We start from the raw sequence: 15132 nt of genomic DNA, 5'->3' as shown, positions 1-15132 counted from the left end.
AGGTTCGAGGTGGAAGTGCAGCAATGCATGCAGCTGACGAATACTAATCGGTCGAGGGCTTATCCTACGAACATCTGCTCGGATGTTCAACTTCGGACAACAATCAGCTAAACAAGACCTTCGCAAAGGTTCGTATCCAGTTTTCAAGGCATAAACGGAATAGATTTGAAAGCATCCTCGATGAGGGTGCTTTTTTTGTTGTTTGTAATCTATAAAAAGTGCATGTAACCTACAATATTCTGGCGTACCCATTCCTGTAGAAATACTTTATTAAAGGGTTGGTTCTGGGGAGTATTGCAGGCCTTCTCTATTGTTAGTTCATATCGCCGACATAGCAGTGACGTGGTTTATTGCCGTTAGCAACTTCAATTAACTGAGGAATTAATGTCTTCGGATAGAAGGGGAGATTCGCTATTTCGTGAATGGATATCCATTCTGCTCCGATTTGGTCAGGATCGGGATTGGAGGGAGTTGAGGTGAGCCTGTTGCTCGATTGGATGCCGCATAAGAAAATGGGACTGACGATATGGAGATTGTTATTATTCGTGCTGGCATTATCATGATTGGCACCGATAAACTCTCGCAGGAACAGAAACTCTTCGACACTTACGGTTAGCCCCGTCTCTTCGAGTACCTCGCGACGCACGGCTTGTTCGATCGTTTCGCCAAACTCTTGTTTGCCGCCGGGGAGGATATAAGACTCCTCTCCAGTTGCATCATCTCTCTTATGGATCGTTAGAATCATATTCTGACTCAGAATAACGGCTTGTACCCCTACACTAATCTGCACCTGTTGTGCGCCTCCTTGTGTTTATTTCTACACATCTACCGCTTATACTCTTAGTTCTACAGTTGACGTGGATAGCCTGCCTATCATAATATTGTATTTATATACGTTGTTATGTATAAGTATTCATTAGGGGTGAGCTCGTGAAGCATTTGCTATCCTTACAAGAATTTAGTCCAGACGTTCTGCAGTCCATCATCGAAATGGCGGTTGAGATCAAGGGGAACCCCCAGCGCTATGATCACGAATGCGATAGAAAAGGCCTTCTTATGTTATTTCAGAAGACGTCGACTCGAACCAACTTATCCTTTCAGTCCGGCATGAATCAATTAGGTGGATATGCAGTGACGCTGGATTGGGACGCTAGCAATTTCAGCATTTCTCCCATACAATATGAGGCCAGGTATGCATCAAGAACCTGTGATGTCATCATGGCAAGATTAAAGAACCATTCCGATCTGCTTGAACTAGCAAAGTACTCTAAGGTCCCGGTAATCAATGGTTGCTGCGATAAATATCACCCTTGCCAAGCGCTTGCAGACTTGATGACCATTTATGAGGTAGCGGGAACATTCTCGGGAGTGACACTCACCTATGTCGGTATACATAATAATGTGGCTAATTCATTGATAGCTGGCTGTGTCACTTTGGGAATAAAGCTGCTGCCGGTGACCCCTATTATAAACACGCCGTCATGGGATGAAGAACTGATGCAGAATGCCTGCCAGAGCGGGTTTGTCGAGCACGTAAGCAGCTTGTCTGAAGCAGCCTCCAGGTCTGATTTCGTATATACGGATACATGGGTTGATATGGAGTTTGTCCAAGAAAGTCGTTACGAAGAGGAAAAGAATCGAAGAATCGAGCAAATGCTCCCCTTTCAGTTAAACAGAAAGAACCTTAGTGGCTACTCTCCTTATATCATGCATGATATGCCTATTCATCCCGGGTTCGAGATTGAAGAAGAGTTGATTGAGTCCGATAAGTCAATCATCTATCAACAAGCGGAGAACAGAATGCATGTTCAAAAGGCGTTACTGCTGCATGTACTGGATAAGAGTTGATTGTATAATAAGGGCCGCCTCAAAAGTTGCGATGCATACTTAGGAAGCGGCCTTTGATATGGTTATAGATCTGCTGGTAATTCGGATGGTACGAAGAGGCTGGCTACATCGATTCCGCGTTCATCGCGGATCTTGAGATCACGTAGGAACTCAACAAACCCGGTCGCCGGCTTCCAGCCAAGCGCTTGCTCTGCTTCGGAGAGGTCGTGCTGCTCAACAGAGCCTGGTAGGCTGATTGCATATTTCTCGATTAACTGACGTGCGCCGGGCACTTGCGATTCGCACCAGTCGGGGCCAAGCTCACGGAAGTTGTTCACGACTTCCTCAGGCATGCCGTGATTGGTATGTACAATTGTGCAGAAAAGTCCGATATCCCGATTAAGGGCGGCCTTCACGGATGCTACGGTAGCAGCGGCCACATCTCTGCGGTCGACGCCATTGCGGAGCAAACGTGATCCGAATTCTAAGTAAGGACGAGGAATGAATTCATGATAGCGAAGCATGGCGATCGATGCACCGGTCATCTCGTGATAAGCCCTGCACAAATCTTCTCCGATTACCTTCGAAACGCTGTATACGGAGCCCCACCCGTAGGCCATTGAAGAAGCGTATACGATGGATTGGATACCTGCTTGCTTACATGCTTCCAGGACGTTGAACGTACCATCCACATTCACAGCAAAGATCGTTTCATCACTTACTGGCGGATTATGAGCGCAATGCCATGCGGCCAGATGAACGACAGCATCCATTCCTTCTACAGCGCGGCGAACATCGCCGGCTGTACGGCTGTCACAGCGAACAAATTCCACACCGGAGAAATCTGCCCCCGCCGGAGGCGACACATCTGCCATACGAACCGTATATCCCGCTTGAATAAGCGCTCTGCTAATCGCTTGCCCGCCATTGCCGGAAGCACCGGTAACTAATACTTTCATTATGGGAATCCCTCGCTTCTATGTTCTGATTCTAGCATTATAGCATGAGCCTGCCTTTGTATACCCGGTACTTTAGTTCGTCGATAGGGAGAAAAAAGTTCTAATACCCCTGTGGGATTTAGAATCTCCGATGGTATTGCAGCATCCACAGTCTATACTATCATTTCGGAGGCGGAGTGGTACTTGCTAGAATGTGTGGTATCGTGCGAAAAGTGGGGATATTTTTGCGCATAGTCATAATTCTGGTTAAAGTTTACAAAGAAAGAAGGAATTATAAAGTGAATATAGAACATATATTCGTAGTGGCCGACTCGAAATTGGATTGTCGGGTCTAAATTGGAGTCAGCCCAATAATTGTTTGGAGACACAGGAGGGCACCATGTCGATTCAAGACCAGCTTCCGGAAGTACTGAGGAAGCAACTAACGTCTGAACTTCTGTTCAGCGCCAAGACCGATCTGCTGCAGGATGGCCGATTCGGAGAGCAATGGATAGCTGTCACGGAGCAAGACATCGTGGTATGGCAGCAAGACAAGACGCAGCTGCTCAAACAGCCGTTAGCGGAGCTGCAGGATGCGCGGGCTGTAAGTGCAATCGGTGGAGGCACGCTGCTGGCTGATACGGGCAAAGGACCGGTCGTGATCGCGCGTTATACAGCTGCACAATCGCCGGTGTTCGGTTTTGCGGCGAAGCTGCTCGGCGCGATGGCGAAGAACGAGGAGCGTCCGGTGCTTTCGGAGCGCGAGCTTCCGCGAAGCTGCCATAGCTGCGGCAACCCGCTGTCTGAAGGGACGCAGATCTGCCAGATATGCACACACAATGGCAAGGTAGCCGCTCGAATGCTGAGCTACACCAAGCCGTATAAGCTGCAAATGATAGCTGCCGCTTGTCTATTAATCACAACAACACTCGTAGAATTGGTACCGCCTTACTTAACGAAGGTCATTATTGATGACGTCCTTGGCCCTAAGGATATTGGTTCGACACTGCTGTATGTTGTGCTTGGGTTAGGCGTAACGATGCTTCTCATGTCGGTTATGCAGACGATTCGCGGTTTAATCGGCGTATGGGTTGGATCGAAGCTGATGGGCGACTTGCGCAAAGATGTTTACAGCTCGCTCATGCGTCTTTCACTTGCGTTCTTCGATCGCCGCCAAACATCGCAATTCATCGGCAGGGTCAACAACGATTCAGAAGCGATGAGGCAGTTCATGACGGATGGCGTCGTGTTCATGTCCGCTGAGGGACTGCGGATCATCGCGATCTTCATCATTATGTTCGGACTCGATTGGCAGCTTACGTTGTATGCGATTCTGCCTGTGCCGGTCATGATCGCCGTATCGATGACCATCTGGCCGAAGATTGGACGGCGTTGGTACCAGCAATGGCGATCGATATTTCGGTTGAACACACTTGTCGGCGATTCCCTCCAAGGGATACGCGTTGTTAAAGCGTTCGGCAGGGAGCGGGATGAACTATCTCGTTATGCAGATGCGAATGTTGAAGTCGTACGACGCAATATCCGCATGGAAGGTCTCTGGTCATTCATGTTCCCGGCTTTTGCCTTCATTGCCGGACTGGGTACGCTGCTCATCTGGTATAACGGCGGAAGTAAAGTACTGAGTGACGACATGCAGCTTGGTGTACTGATGGCACTTATTGCTTACCTCGGGATGTTATTCGGCCCGCTGCAATGGATCAGTCAAATGATCAGTTGGGCGAGCAATGCCATGGCGGCTGCGCATCGTGTATTCGAGATCATGGATACACCGCCCGATGTGCCTGACGTTCGTAATCCTGCAGCAATTGGCGTCATTAAGGGCGACGTTAACTTCGAGAAAGTCACCTATGGCTATGAGAAGCATCATCCGGTGCTCAAAGACGTCAACTTGCAGGTTAAAGCAGGTGAAATGATCGGCCTGGTCGGTCATTCCGGGGCGGGTAAGTCGACGTTCATTAACATGATTTGCCGCTTCTATGACACCGATGAAGGTGCCATCTTCATTGACGGTACGGATCTTCGAGACATTAGTCAGGTTGACCTGCGTAAGCAGATCGGCGTCGTGCTGCAGGAGACGTTTCTCTTCGACGGTACAATTGCTGAGAATATCGCTTACTCCAAGCCAGACGCAACGCCGATGGAGATTATGCGAGCAGCGAAGATTGCCAACGCGCATGACTTCATCGTTCGTCTCCCGGACGGCTACGATACACGCGTAGGCGAGCGTGGGCATAAGCTCTCCGGCGGTGAGAAGCAGCGAGTGGCCATCGCTCGTGCCATTATTCATGATCCGCGTATTCTTATTCTGGATGAAGCAACGGCATCGGTAGATACCGAGACAGAACGTCAAATTCAAGAAGCGATTTCGCGGCTGGTGAAAGGCCGGACGACATTCGCGATCGCGCATCGCCTGTCGACGCTCCGCAATGCAGATCGGCTTGTTGTACTGGATCGAGGCAATATCGTTGAAGTCGGCACGCATGAGCAACTGCTTGAGAAAGAGGACGGCGCCTACCGGAAGCTCGTGGATGCGCAGAAAGAGCTGTCCAAGATCAAGGGGGTTGAAGGCTGATGACTGTTGAAGTCGACAAATATGATATTCGGTTATTCTCGCCGGATGATGTTTATTTCAGCCGCGGTAATGGCGGCGTATTCCAAGGTATTATAGAAGGCGTACCATACGAAGAGCTTGAGGTATACCGTGCGTTTCCGTTTCTCTATACCACTCAATATATTTCGATTCGAAATACGAAAGGCGAAGAGCTTGGGATCGTTCCGGACATTAAAGAGCTGTATGAAGAGAGTGCGAGAGAGCTTGAGAAGGAGCTGCAGCTGCGTTATTTCATGCCGCGCGTGACGCGTGTTGAGAGCGTGAAGTTCAAGTCTGATCTCTGGATGTGGGAGCTGCAAACCCATCTGGGCGCGACCCGGATGGTCATGCGGAATCTGCATGAGCATATGCAATATCCTGGTGGCGGTCGAGTCATTCTGACCGACATGAGCGGTAAACGCTGCGAGATTACGGACTGGCGTGAGCTGGATGCACATAGCCGCAAGCTGCTGGAAGAAGTGTTGTAATCTTGTGAGTTGGGCAGATAACCTCTGCCCAACTCTTTTTGTATGCTTTAAGTTGCAAATCCAGTACCGTATCGATAATGCAGGTCCGAGGCAGCCAGCTCTCTCAGCAGGCTTTCGCTGCTTCGTTCCAATCGTAATTTGAAGAGTTGGACTTTGTCCGGAGCCAGTTGTTTAAGCTCCGAGTATACAGCCTTGGAAGTATATATTTTAACTGAGCGATGAAGGGCCTTCTCCAGATTGTCGTGCTCATCAATGCCGATAATGACCGGATTTAAGTGAGTAATGCCGTCATCACGAATGCGCTGGAGCATCCACTCCCCTCCGGTTTGACCATGAGAGACGAAGGATATATGCGAATCTCGTTGCAGCGTAGCTAATTCAAGCACGATAGAAGAATCGACCGTGACTCCGACGACATGCACTTTTTTGTCCAGAGGAGCCAGTATCGCTTTGGCGCGATTCGCCTGGTTCAAGCTGGTCACCCATATATCGTTCGGGCGTGCCTCTTTGATCGTGCGAGTTCCTTCCAACAGATCCTCGAGGAAAATCGTACAGACCTCAAGTCCGGTCACCCGCTCGATTTCTTCTTGATAGAAATAAAGATCATGGTCCTTGCTTTCCACGAGCAGGATGCGAGCCGGAACGGTCGGAAGGCCGCTCTGCAGCAGACTATAACCCAGGCCGGCCATGAAGAGCTCCTGCAGATCTAGTTTTTCTGCTCGGGCTCCTTTGATTATGCCATCCAGCAGCCTCTTCATAGGTACAGCTTTCCTTCGGAGCCGCTCTGTCGCCGCGCCGCCAAGCACTTGTGTCCCTTTGCCCTTCTGCATGGAAACAAGACCTTCGACTTTCAGCTGGCTATATACCCCATTTACGGTATTTCGGTTAAGCCCCAGCAGATCAGCCAGGTGGCTTGCGGCAGGCAGAGGATCGCCGGGCTTCAGTTGCCCCGTTCCGATCAGCCACTTGAGCTGTTCTTTCATTTGGGTATGTATCCCAAAATTTACTTGATGGTCGACTGTTAAGCAGAAGCGATTCGAAATCATATGAACACCCTCATTTACCTATATATCTATGCATAATGCATGTATCTCATTTTCTGATTAAATAAAGATCCAAGAATGCTAGTTAGCGAGATATTCTTCATGTTCTTGGGAAATAACCACGACCTCTAGAAGATTTACGAGAAATTTCGAAGTTTAAATGTATAGGCAAGCATGCATGGCTTTAAATATTGGTTTGACTATTTACGTTAGGTTAATGCCACCTCCGAATCGAATCCTCAGTATACTGACGCAAACTTTCTTTAAAAAGTTATAGAAATAAATAAAAAGTTAAAAAAATAAATAAATTGACTCTTTTGATTAAGTAAATATATAATCATCTCAGAATTCGCTGTAAAGAGTATGTTAGATTAAGTGACACGATCTTTCAAATCGTTAACATGAGGAATCAAGCCGCAGAATCGTTTGAAAGGTAGAAGCGAAAGGGGGCATATGCCTATAAATATTTTTATTAATTAAATAAAGTCTGTGTATGAAAATTCACGATACTCATCTATTTACTAGTAGGTAAGTTAAATGAATTGTAAGCGTTTCCTATGTTTTTATTATTAATTTTTCAATATTTTAGTGAGGACGTGATATGGCTTGATCAGAAAAAGTAAGCGAATGGCTTCCGCACTCCTGTCGACGATGCTGGTATTTGGAGTTGTAACACCTGTATTGGCCAAGCAATCACAACAAACCGGCCCGATACGTAAAAGCCAATGGACTGAAGGAGAGATTTCCCTTGACCCATCTATCGAAAATTCAAACACGAATGCCGCACGGCAAGCTTTCATGCAGTTGCCTGCTTTCGGTAGCACACTACCTGAGAAACCGGAGTATGCCGCTGATCGCGTCATTGTCAGATATCGCACGGAGCAGAAGTCCGTATTTGCCTTATCACTAAGCAATCAAATAACAGGGTCCAGTCCACTTTCCGTACCTAATGCGGAGCTGTTGAAGCTCGCGACTGGATCTGATGTACATAGTGTCATAGAAGAGCTGCTAAAGGATCCGAACGTTCTCTATGCGGAACCTGATTACAAGATAAATTCTGCATTGGTGCCGCAAATGATTCGACCGGTCGACTTGACGAACGAGGCATCCGCTGCAGCAGCGGACGCCGGTCAATCTGCCGTAACGCCGAATGACCCGCTTTTCCATGAACAATGGGGGCTAAACAACACCGGGCAAGATCTCAATGAAGGCACGGTGCCCGGCGGCTTGGAAGATATCGATATGGATTTGCCTGAAGCATGGGAAATTACGACGGGCAGCAAGGACGTTACCGTTGCCGTTATCGGTACCGGTGTAAAGACCGATGCTCCCGATCTGGTCGGTCAGTTCTGGACCAACGATAAAGAAATCGCAGGCAACAATGTCGATGATGATGGCAACGGATTAATTGATGACGTGAACGGCTGGGATTTCGCCCACGATGATAACACGTTATTCGATACGAGCGATGGCCTGAATGATACCTACGGTACGACGATTGCCGGGCAAATTGCCGCCACTATGAACAATAACGAGGGCATCGCCGGCGTGGCGCCAAATGTTAACGTCATGCCGCTTAAAGTGGCTTCCGAAGAGCTCGGTTACTTCACGGATGTCGTAGATGCCATCCACTATGCCGAAGAGCAAGGCGCCAAGATCGCTACCCTTGGACTTGTGTATCTCTACAGAAGCCGACTGGTCGAAGATGCAATCAACGCCTCAGACATGCTGTTCGTGGCTCCTGCCGGCGAAAGCCAAGGCTTGAGCGGAACCTTAAATACGGATGTGAAACCGGTGTATCCGGCTGCCTATCCAAGTTCGAACATGCTGTCGGTTACCGGAGTTAGTATTCTGGGGGACCCGGCTTTAGGAGCTGCGATCGGACAAATGTCCGTCGATGTGTCTGCACCGTCCGAACTGATCCTCTCGACAACGCCTGACGTTGATGCCGGTTATGCGGCACAAATCGATAGCGGTACTTATAAAGCTTACTTCAACGGAATTGGGTTTGAAGAAATTCCGATCAATGACCCAAAATATGCCGGTCAACGGCAGGATATGTTTAATCGCGCCTTAGATTACCTCAAGCCGGAAGGCGAGGTCGTACCGAAAATCCTACTCGTCAATGACAGTAAGCGCTCCTTTAACAACGGCGATGGAGGGGTTGGACCTCTATACGAGAGCGATCCTATGGCTGTTTACGAAGGGCTGCTTCAGCAAGCAGGTTACTCTTATGAAACGTTCACGACGGCGGATGAGACCTTTGATGGTCCGGCGCTTACAGGACCGCAAGGGCTGCAGAACTACAATATCGTGATTTGGTTCACGGGAACGGCAGCAGCAACCAATGATGCCAAACTGATTACAGACAAGGATCAAGCAAACTTGACCAGCTATCTTGGCACTGGCGGTCATCTAATGCTCACGGGCCAAGACTCCATCGATCAGAGCCCGAAATCCGCCTTTGTAAGAGATGTGCTGGGTCTGAAGCTCGTCAAGGAAGGCGGGTACATTTTCAAAGGTTGGGGTGTTCCCGGCACGATTTATGAGGGACAAGAATACAAGCTAATGGATTTCTCTTTATTTTACGACACCGTCATTAGCAATAAGCCGGACATGACCACGATCAATATCAAGAATAGCAAAGGCAGGTACTCCTATTCCCAAGGTACGTTATACGCCGCCGCCTATGCTGCAGGCGTGGCTGCCCTGGTTGGAAGTCAGAATCCGGATATGAGTGCTTTAGATATTAAACAGCGCGTTGTGACCAGCGGCAAATCGATTCCTACCTTGAAACTAATTACCGTGAGCGGGAAACTGATCAGTGCTTATCGCGCGTTGTGGAACAAGGACATCCCGGGCATGTCGTTGATTGATACGTCTGTTACGGGCAAGCTCGATCAGGCGAACGATCCGAATCATGTCTATTCCGTGGAACTGAACGCCGGCGAAACGGCGACCTTCACGCTCAAGGGTGAAGAGGGGACGGATTTCGATCTGATTCTATATGATGATTCCGCAACGACCGTGCAAAGCAAGGAAGGCGCGGTAGCCTATTCCGAAACGGCGGGCACGTCTACTGAAGCAATTACGTACCGCGCAACCAAGGCGGGTACTTATTATGTGAACATCTATGCCGTAGAGGCGGCGGGTGCTTATACCTTGAACGTGCAGTATGGTAATTCATCAGGAGCGATTGAAGACGGCGACGCGTCGCTTATCTACGACGGTAACTGGACCTCGCTTAATGGCTCATCTTATTCAGGTGGAACCTTGAAGCAGCTCACCGGAAACGGTTCCGTCAAATTCGGTTTTAGAGGTAACTTGTTTGAATGGATCGGCACAAAGAACGATATGCAAGGCACCGCTGAGATCCGCGTAGACGGATTGGCTATGGGTTACGTCGATTTGTCCAGCAAGACGCCTCAATCGAAGCAATCATTGTTCAAAATGATCCTGACTAACGGGCATCACGAAGTAGAGATTTCATCCGTACGCGGTGCGGATCAGAAGTTTGCAATTAACGTGGATGCGTTCGTGTTCTCCAGCTTAATTTCGCCGACGCATCCTTCCGCTAATTATGAGGGTCCTTGGGCTATTCGGTACGGCAAGAAATATGCCGACGGTGTGCAGACCTATACTTCGACTCCGGGCAGTTCCGTCGACTTTACATTCACAGGCACGAAGGTCACAGTCTGGTCCTCGACCGGCAGTAACCGCGGCAAGGTTAATATCTTCATCGATGGTAAATCTGTGACGGCGGCTCCTATTGATCTGTACAGCGACAAGATCCGCTATCAAGTTCCAGTCTTTACGTCTGGCGAGCTCGCAAGCGGCGCGCATCATGTCTCAATCGTGCATGCCGGTGAAGCGAATCCCAAGTCGAGCAACAGCATCGTAACCATCGACGGTCTGGACGTCCTGAACTTAAACTAGCTCGCCAAGCAGCTACTATTCTGAACCGAAATGGGGTACTTGAACGTGAAACGATCACTTCTCAAAAAATCACTTTCGCTCGCAACGGTCTCGGTGCTGGCCGGAAGTCTGGTCACGACCGGCTTGCCAGCCGCGCATGCCGCTCCGCGCGACAAGACATTCATAACGAAAGAAGGGCTGCAAGCCGTAACTCGGCTGCTGCAGCAAGCGAAGCCGGAGGCCGGGATTGATGCGATCCCGGGTGAAGCTTACATTGCCGATGACATCGATACTTCTTCTGCGAAGGAAATGAATGTCATCATCCAACTAAGCGGCCAGCCTGCTGCCGTTGGTACCTATGCCGCGAAGCTCGGCTATAAAACATTGGCTGTGGAAGCAAGCGAAGTTCATGTGCAATCCGAGCAGAACGCATTCGTTCGCAGCGCACAGGCGAGCAGCATTCCGTTTAAGATCAACCGCAGCTTCGATACGGTGCTCAACGGAATGGAAATTACGATCCGCGCTGACCTTATTCCACAATTGGCCAAGCTTCCGGGTGTGAAATCTATTCATAACAATGTCATCTATTACCCGATTGACGAGCCTGACAGCTATCAAGGCGCTGCCGGTTCATCGGATTTCGATCCGGTTCCACTAGAGCAAATTGGTGTTCTAAAGGCGTGGGGCCGCGGATTGACAGGCAAAGGGTTGAAGGTCGGCGTCATTGATACGGGCATCGATTACCTGCATCCGGATCTCAAAGGCAATTATGTCGAGGGCGGTTACGATGCCATTAATCAGGACGACGATCCGTATGAAGATTTACCGGAAAAAGGCTATGAAGACTCAACAGGCTCTATCCACGGTACGCACGTATCCGGCACGATCGCCGGCACGGCCTCCAACCCGACGTCCGTGCATGTGCAGAAAGGTGTTGCCTATGAGGCGGATCTGTATGCCTATAAAGTGCTCGGCCCGGAAGGCGGCACATCCTCCCAGGTTATCGATGGGATCGAACACGCCGTCGATGACCATATGGACGTCATTAACCTTTCCTTAGGGAGCGATCTGGAGAAGGATCCGGATTCGCCTGACTCCATCGCGGTGAACAATGCCGTCTTAGCAGGCGTTGTAGCGGTGGTCGCGAACGGCAATGCCGGCGGCGGCAATCAATATTACTACTCCATGGGATCACCGGCCGCTTCGCAAATGGCGATCTCCGTTGGTGCGGTGACAAGCGATAGCAACCGCGTCCAGGGGACGATTCACAGCGCAGTTGGGTCAGAGGTTTATGACACGAATATGAGTTTGATGAGCTGGACGACGGATAAAGAGAGCTTTAACACCATGTTCGGCACCAATCCGATTCAAGGCGTTTACGTCGGCTTGGGCAGGGAAGATGATTATAAAGGCCTTAAACCGGAGTTCCTGGCTGACAAAATCGTATTCATCTCCAGAGGACTCTCCAGCTTCGACGAGAAAGTGAAGTTGGCAGCCAAGCACGGCGCGAAGGCGGCCGTCATCTTTAATGGCAATTACTCTTCCAGTGATCAGAATGTGCCTGACTTATCGGAAGAAATACTGTCTCGTGACGGCGCGATCGGTCCGCTTGCTTTCCTTGGCGACGGCTACGATTACATTCCCGCATTCGACATGCCGGGCAAGATGGGGCGTGCATTAGCTCGCCAGCTGAAGGCGCATCCGGATCAAAAGTTGCAGTTCACGATGAAGAATGACTTTAAGACGGTTGTGGTAGCCGGTGACCGAATGGCTGATTTCAGCTCCAGAGGGCCGAACTCGGATGGCAACTATGGCATTAAGCCGGATTTGAGTGCTCCCGGCGTGTCGATCTTCTCTTCAATTCCTGCATATGGGCAAGCAAATCCGGATGCTAACTATGACAAAGCCTATGCCAAGTTAAGCGGTACTAGCATGGCTACCCCTCATGTGGCCGGACTTGCGTTGTTGATTAAGCAGGCTCACCCGGATTGGACACCGACTGACATTCGCGCAGCGCTGGCGAATACGGCGGAGGAGATCCATGATGAGAATGGCACGATGTATGATGTCTATTCGCAAGGCGCAGGGCGCGTCAATGTCATGAACGCCATTGACACGCGTGCCATTATTGAATCGATGGACGAAATAACGCTTCACGACGATAAGATGAACCCGATCGTTATGCCTAGCGAAGGCAGCAGCGTGAGCTTCGGCATGATGAATCCAGGCGCCAAAGAAGCAGTTAAGAAGCCGCTTCGGGTCAAGAACCTCTCGGATAAATCGGTGACGTATAAGGCGAGAATCGTGACGCACCCTTCGGTAACTTCCGATCCGCATCATCCGATCCCTACGCCGAATCCGGGCGAGATCATTATGGGACTGGAGGGATTCACATCCAACCAAATTACGGTAGCAGCGGGCGACGAGTTCAATTTCAACCTGACCGCGAAGTCTATCGCGCGCGCCAAGGTTGGCGTATATGAGGGTGAAGTCTTGCTGGAGAGCGAGGGTCTGCCTTCCCTGCATCTGCCTTTCGTCGTTCATATCGGCGATGAGTCTGATGACAACGATTTCCTGATTCAGAACCTGACACTTAGCCATACAACAGTGTCCAAAGATGCTCCCATAGACATTACGGCATCGCTCCCGACAGGACAAATTAATCACTTTTACGCGATGATCGTCGATTTGAATAATGAAGTATTAGGCTTATTGGCCGAAATTTATGACCGGGATGATGCGACGGATACTCTAAAGCCGATTCCATCAAACGTCATCATCCCTGAATTCGATGGCTCTTATAACGTAGGTATCCTCTTGCAAGATGGCAATAAATTAAATGAATATCTCCCGGAAGGGCGGTATAAGCTGGCGGTTGTAGGCAGCGTCTTAGATAAGAACTACAATGTCGTCGATGAATCTGTCGCATTCAAATCGTTCTACGTGACGAATGAGTCTGTTGTGGATGAGCCTAACCCGCCGACAAACCCGCCATATACAGGGGGACCGATTATTACCCCTAATGATGAGGCGTACAACAAGGATGTCGCTGCCACCGTCATCGAGAAGGGGCAAACCGGCATTGCAATCGCACCGCAATCGACTTTAAAAGGCACGCAATTGTCCGTGTCCGTCACGGATGCCGATTTGCAGAAAGCGATTGCCGACGCGAAGCAGTCTGTCGCACTCACCATCGGAGCAGCTTCCAAGGACGCTTCCTCCGCACAGCTGCAATTAACGGCTGCGCAGGTGAAGCTGGTGAAAGAAGCCGGGCTGAAGGGGACCATCGTCTTCAACTGGAACGATGCATCCGTCGCATTGCCGCTCCTTGCCTTGGGACAAGGGTCCGATGGAACGGATATCGTAATCACAATCAAGAAAGATGAAGGAAGCAAATCCGAGTTTACGAAGCAAGTAAAAGATGCCACTATACTGGGTACGCCATATGTCTTCGAAGCAAGCAGCCTGAAGGATGGCGTTGCTGCACCGCTTAAACTTAAAGCGGACCAAACCGTGACCAGATCGTTCCTTGTCGAGAGCAGTGCAAGCGCAGCAGGTGCGTTGTACCTTGACGGCGGCCACGTGTATCCTGTACCTGCCAAAGTCACGGCTGCAGGCGAAGGCAAGTCCATCGTAACGATTCGTCGACCGGGCTTCTCGACTTATGCCGCTGCATCGAGGCATGTCATGTTCGCCGATATTGATAAGTCTTGGGCGCATGATCAAATCCAAACGCTTGCGGATAAATTCTTGTTGAACGGCACTTCCGAGCATGCCTACTCGCCGAAGGCTAATGTGACTCGCGCGCAATTCGCGTCGATGCTCACAAGAACGCTTGGACTGCAAACAAAAGCGGCGGTCAAACCGTTCAGTGATGTACGCAGCAGCGATTGGTTTGCTTCCGATGTGCTGAGCGCTTACGAGGCAGGACTTGTAACAGGATCGGATGGCCGGTTCAATCCGAACGCAGCCATCACCCGTCAAGATTTGACGGTCATGCTGGCTAGAGCGATCAAGCTGGTTGGACTACAGCAGTCAAACCAACCTGCTCATCAAGCTTACGCGGATGCCGCGCAGTTCGGCGGCTATGCGCAAGAAAGCATTCAAATCGTAACGGATGCCGGATTGATGAGTGGCGTCGAAACGAAAGGCAGCTTCTACTTCCAACCAGCCGGCGCTACGACGCGTGAAGCAGCGGCGAAAGTACTGTACGAGCTGTTGGCGGCATCTGGCCGTATCTAGTTTAACCTGTATGACGGAAGGAGCTGCCGAGATGTTCTCGGCAGTTCCATTCTGATTTATCCAATAGC

General features: G+C 49.9%; 8 protein-coding genes. 5 read left to right on the top strand and 3 right to left on the bottom strand.

The genetic code is table 11. The features are described 5' to 3' along the window. Positions 1-313 precede the first annotated feature (313 nt). Positions 314-790, bottom strand: a complete 477-nt coding sequence (locus tag AC0YNS_RS29930; protein ID WP_475784584.1) for an NUDIX domain-containing protein — start codon at positions 788-790, stop codon at positions 314-316. Positions 791-930: 140 nt separating this feature from the next. On the opposite strand from AC0YNS_RS29930, the gene AC0YNS_RS29925 reads away from it, so the two are divergent. Then, on the top strand, positions 931-1848 hold the full coding sequence (locus AC0YNS_RS29925; protein ID WP_475784583.1) for an ornithine carbamoyltransferase: 918 nt from the start codon (positions 931-933) through the stop codon (positions 1846-1848). A 62-nt stretch (positions 1849-1910) separates the two neighbouring features. Here AC0YNS_RS29925 and AC0YNS_RS29920 read toward each other — a convergent pair whose 3' ends face one another. Continuing rightward, on the bottom strand, positions 1911-2786 hold the full coding sequence (locus AC0YNS_RS29920) for an NAD-dependent epimerase/dehydratase family protein (RefSeq protein ID WP_475784582.1): 876 nt from the start codon (positions 2784-2786) through the stop codon (positions 1911-1913). A gap of 379 nt (positions 2787-3165) precedes the next feature. Here AC0YNS_RS29920 and AC0YNS_RS29915 point away from each other — a divergent pair, with 379 nt between their 5' ends. Both AC0YNS_RS29915 and AC0YNS_RS29910 read left to right on the top strand, forming a co-directional pair. Beyond that, on the top strand, positions 3166-5358 hold the full coding sequence (locus AC0YNS_RS29915) for an ABC transporter ATP-binding protein (RefSeq protein WP_475784581.1): 2193 nt from the start codon (positions 3166-3168) through the stop codon (positions 5356-5358). Continuing rightward, a complete protein-coding gene (locus tag AC0YNS_RS29910) occupies positions 5358-5864 on the top strand; it encodes a DUF1854 domain-containing protein (RefSeq protein WP_475784580.1) in 507 nt (168 codons plus the stop codon). The genes AC0YNS_RS29915 and AC0YNS_RS29910 overlap by 1 nt, the downstream gene beginning before the upstream one ends. A gap of 47 nt (positions 5865-5911) precedes the next feature. On the opposite strand, the gene AC0YNS_RS29905 is transcribed toward AC0YNS_RS29910, so the two are convergent. After that, on the bottom strand, positions 5912-6910 hold the full coding sequence (locus AC0YNS_RS29905; RefSeq protein ID WP_475784579.1) for a GntR family transcriptional regulator: 999 nt from the start codon (positions 6908-6910) through the stop codon (positions 5912-5914). 603 nt (positions 6911-7513) lie between these two features. Here AC0YNS_RS29905 and AC0YNS_RS29900 point away from each other — a divergent pair. Beyond that, entirely contained in the window at positions 7514-10843 is a 3330-nt protein-coding gene (locus AC0YNS_RS29900; RefSeq protein WP_475784578.1) for a S8 family serine peptidase, read from the top strand. A gap of 45 nt (positions 10844-10888) precedes the next feature. Further along, positions 10889-15064, top strand: a complete 4176-nt coding sequence (locus tag AC0YNS_RS29895; RefSeq protein ID WP_475784577.1) for a S8 family serine peptidase — start codon at positions 10889-10891, stop codon at positions 15062-15064. Positions 15065-15132 lie beyond the last annotated feature (68 nt).

It is taken from the genome of Paenibacillus sp. J22FR21 (assembly GCF_056269135.1).
The sequence above is the reverse complement of the archived record's forward strand: the minus strand, read 5'-3'. Positions and strand labels throughout refer to the sequence as shown.

Bases quoted from the DNA above. Each gene is read 5' to 3' on its own strand.
- AC0YNS_RS29915 (WP_475784581.1), top strand. From the start codon at position 3,166: ATGTCGATTCAAGACCAGCTTCCGGAAGTACTGAGGAAGCAACTAACG.
- AC0YNS_RS29920 (WP_475784582.1), bottom strand. From the start codon at position 2,786: ATGAAAGTATTAGTTACCGGTGCTTCCGGCAATGGCGGGCAAGCGATT.
- AC0YNS_RS29910 (WP_475784580.1), top strand. From the start codon at position 5,358: ATGACTGTTGAAGTCGACAAATATGATATTCGGTTATTCTCGCCGGAT.
- AC0YNS_RS29905 (WP_475784579.1), bottom strand. From the start codon at position 6,910: ATGATTTCGAATCGCTTCTGCTTAACAGTCGACCATCAAGTAAATTTT.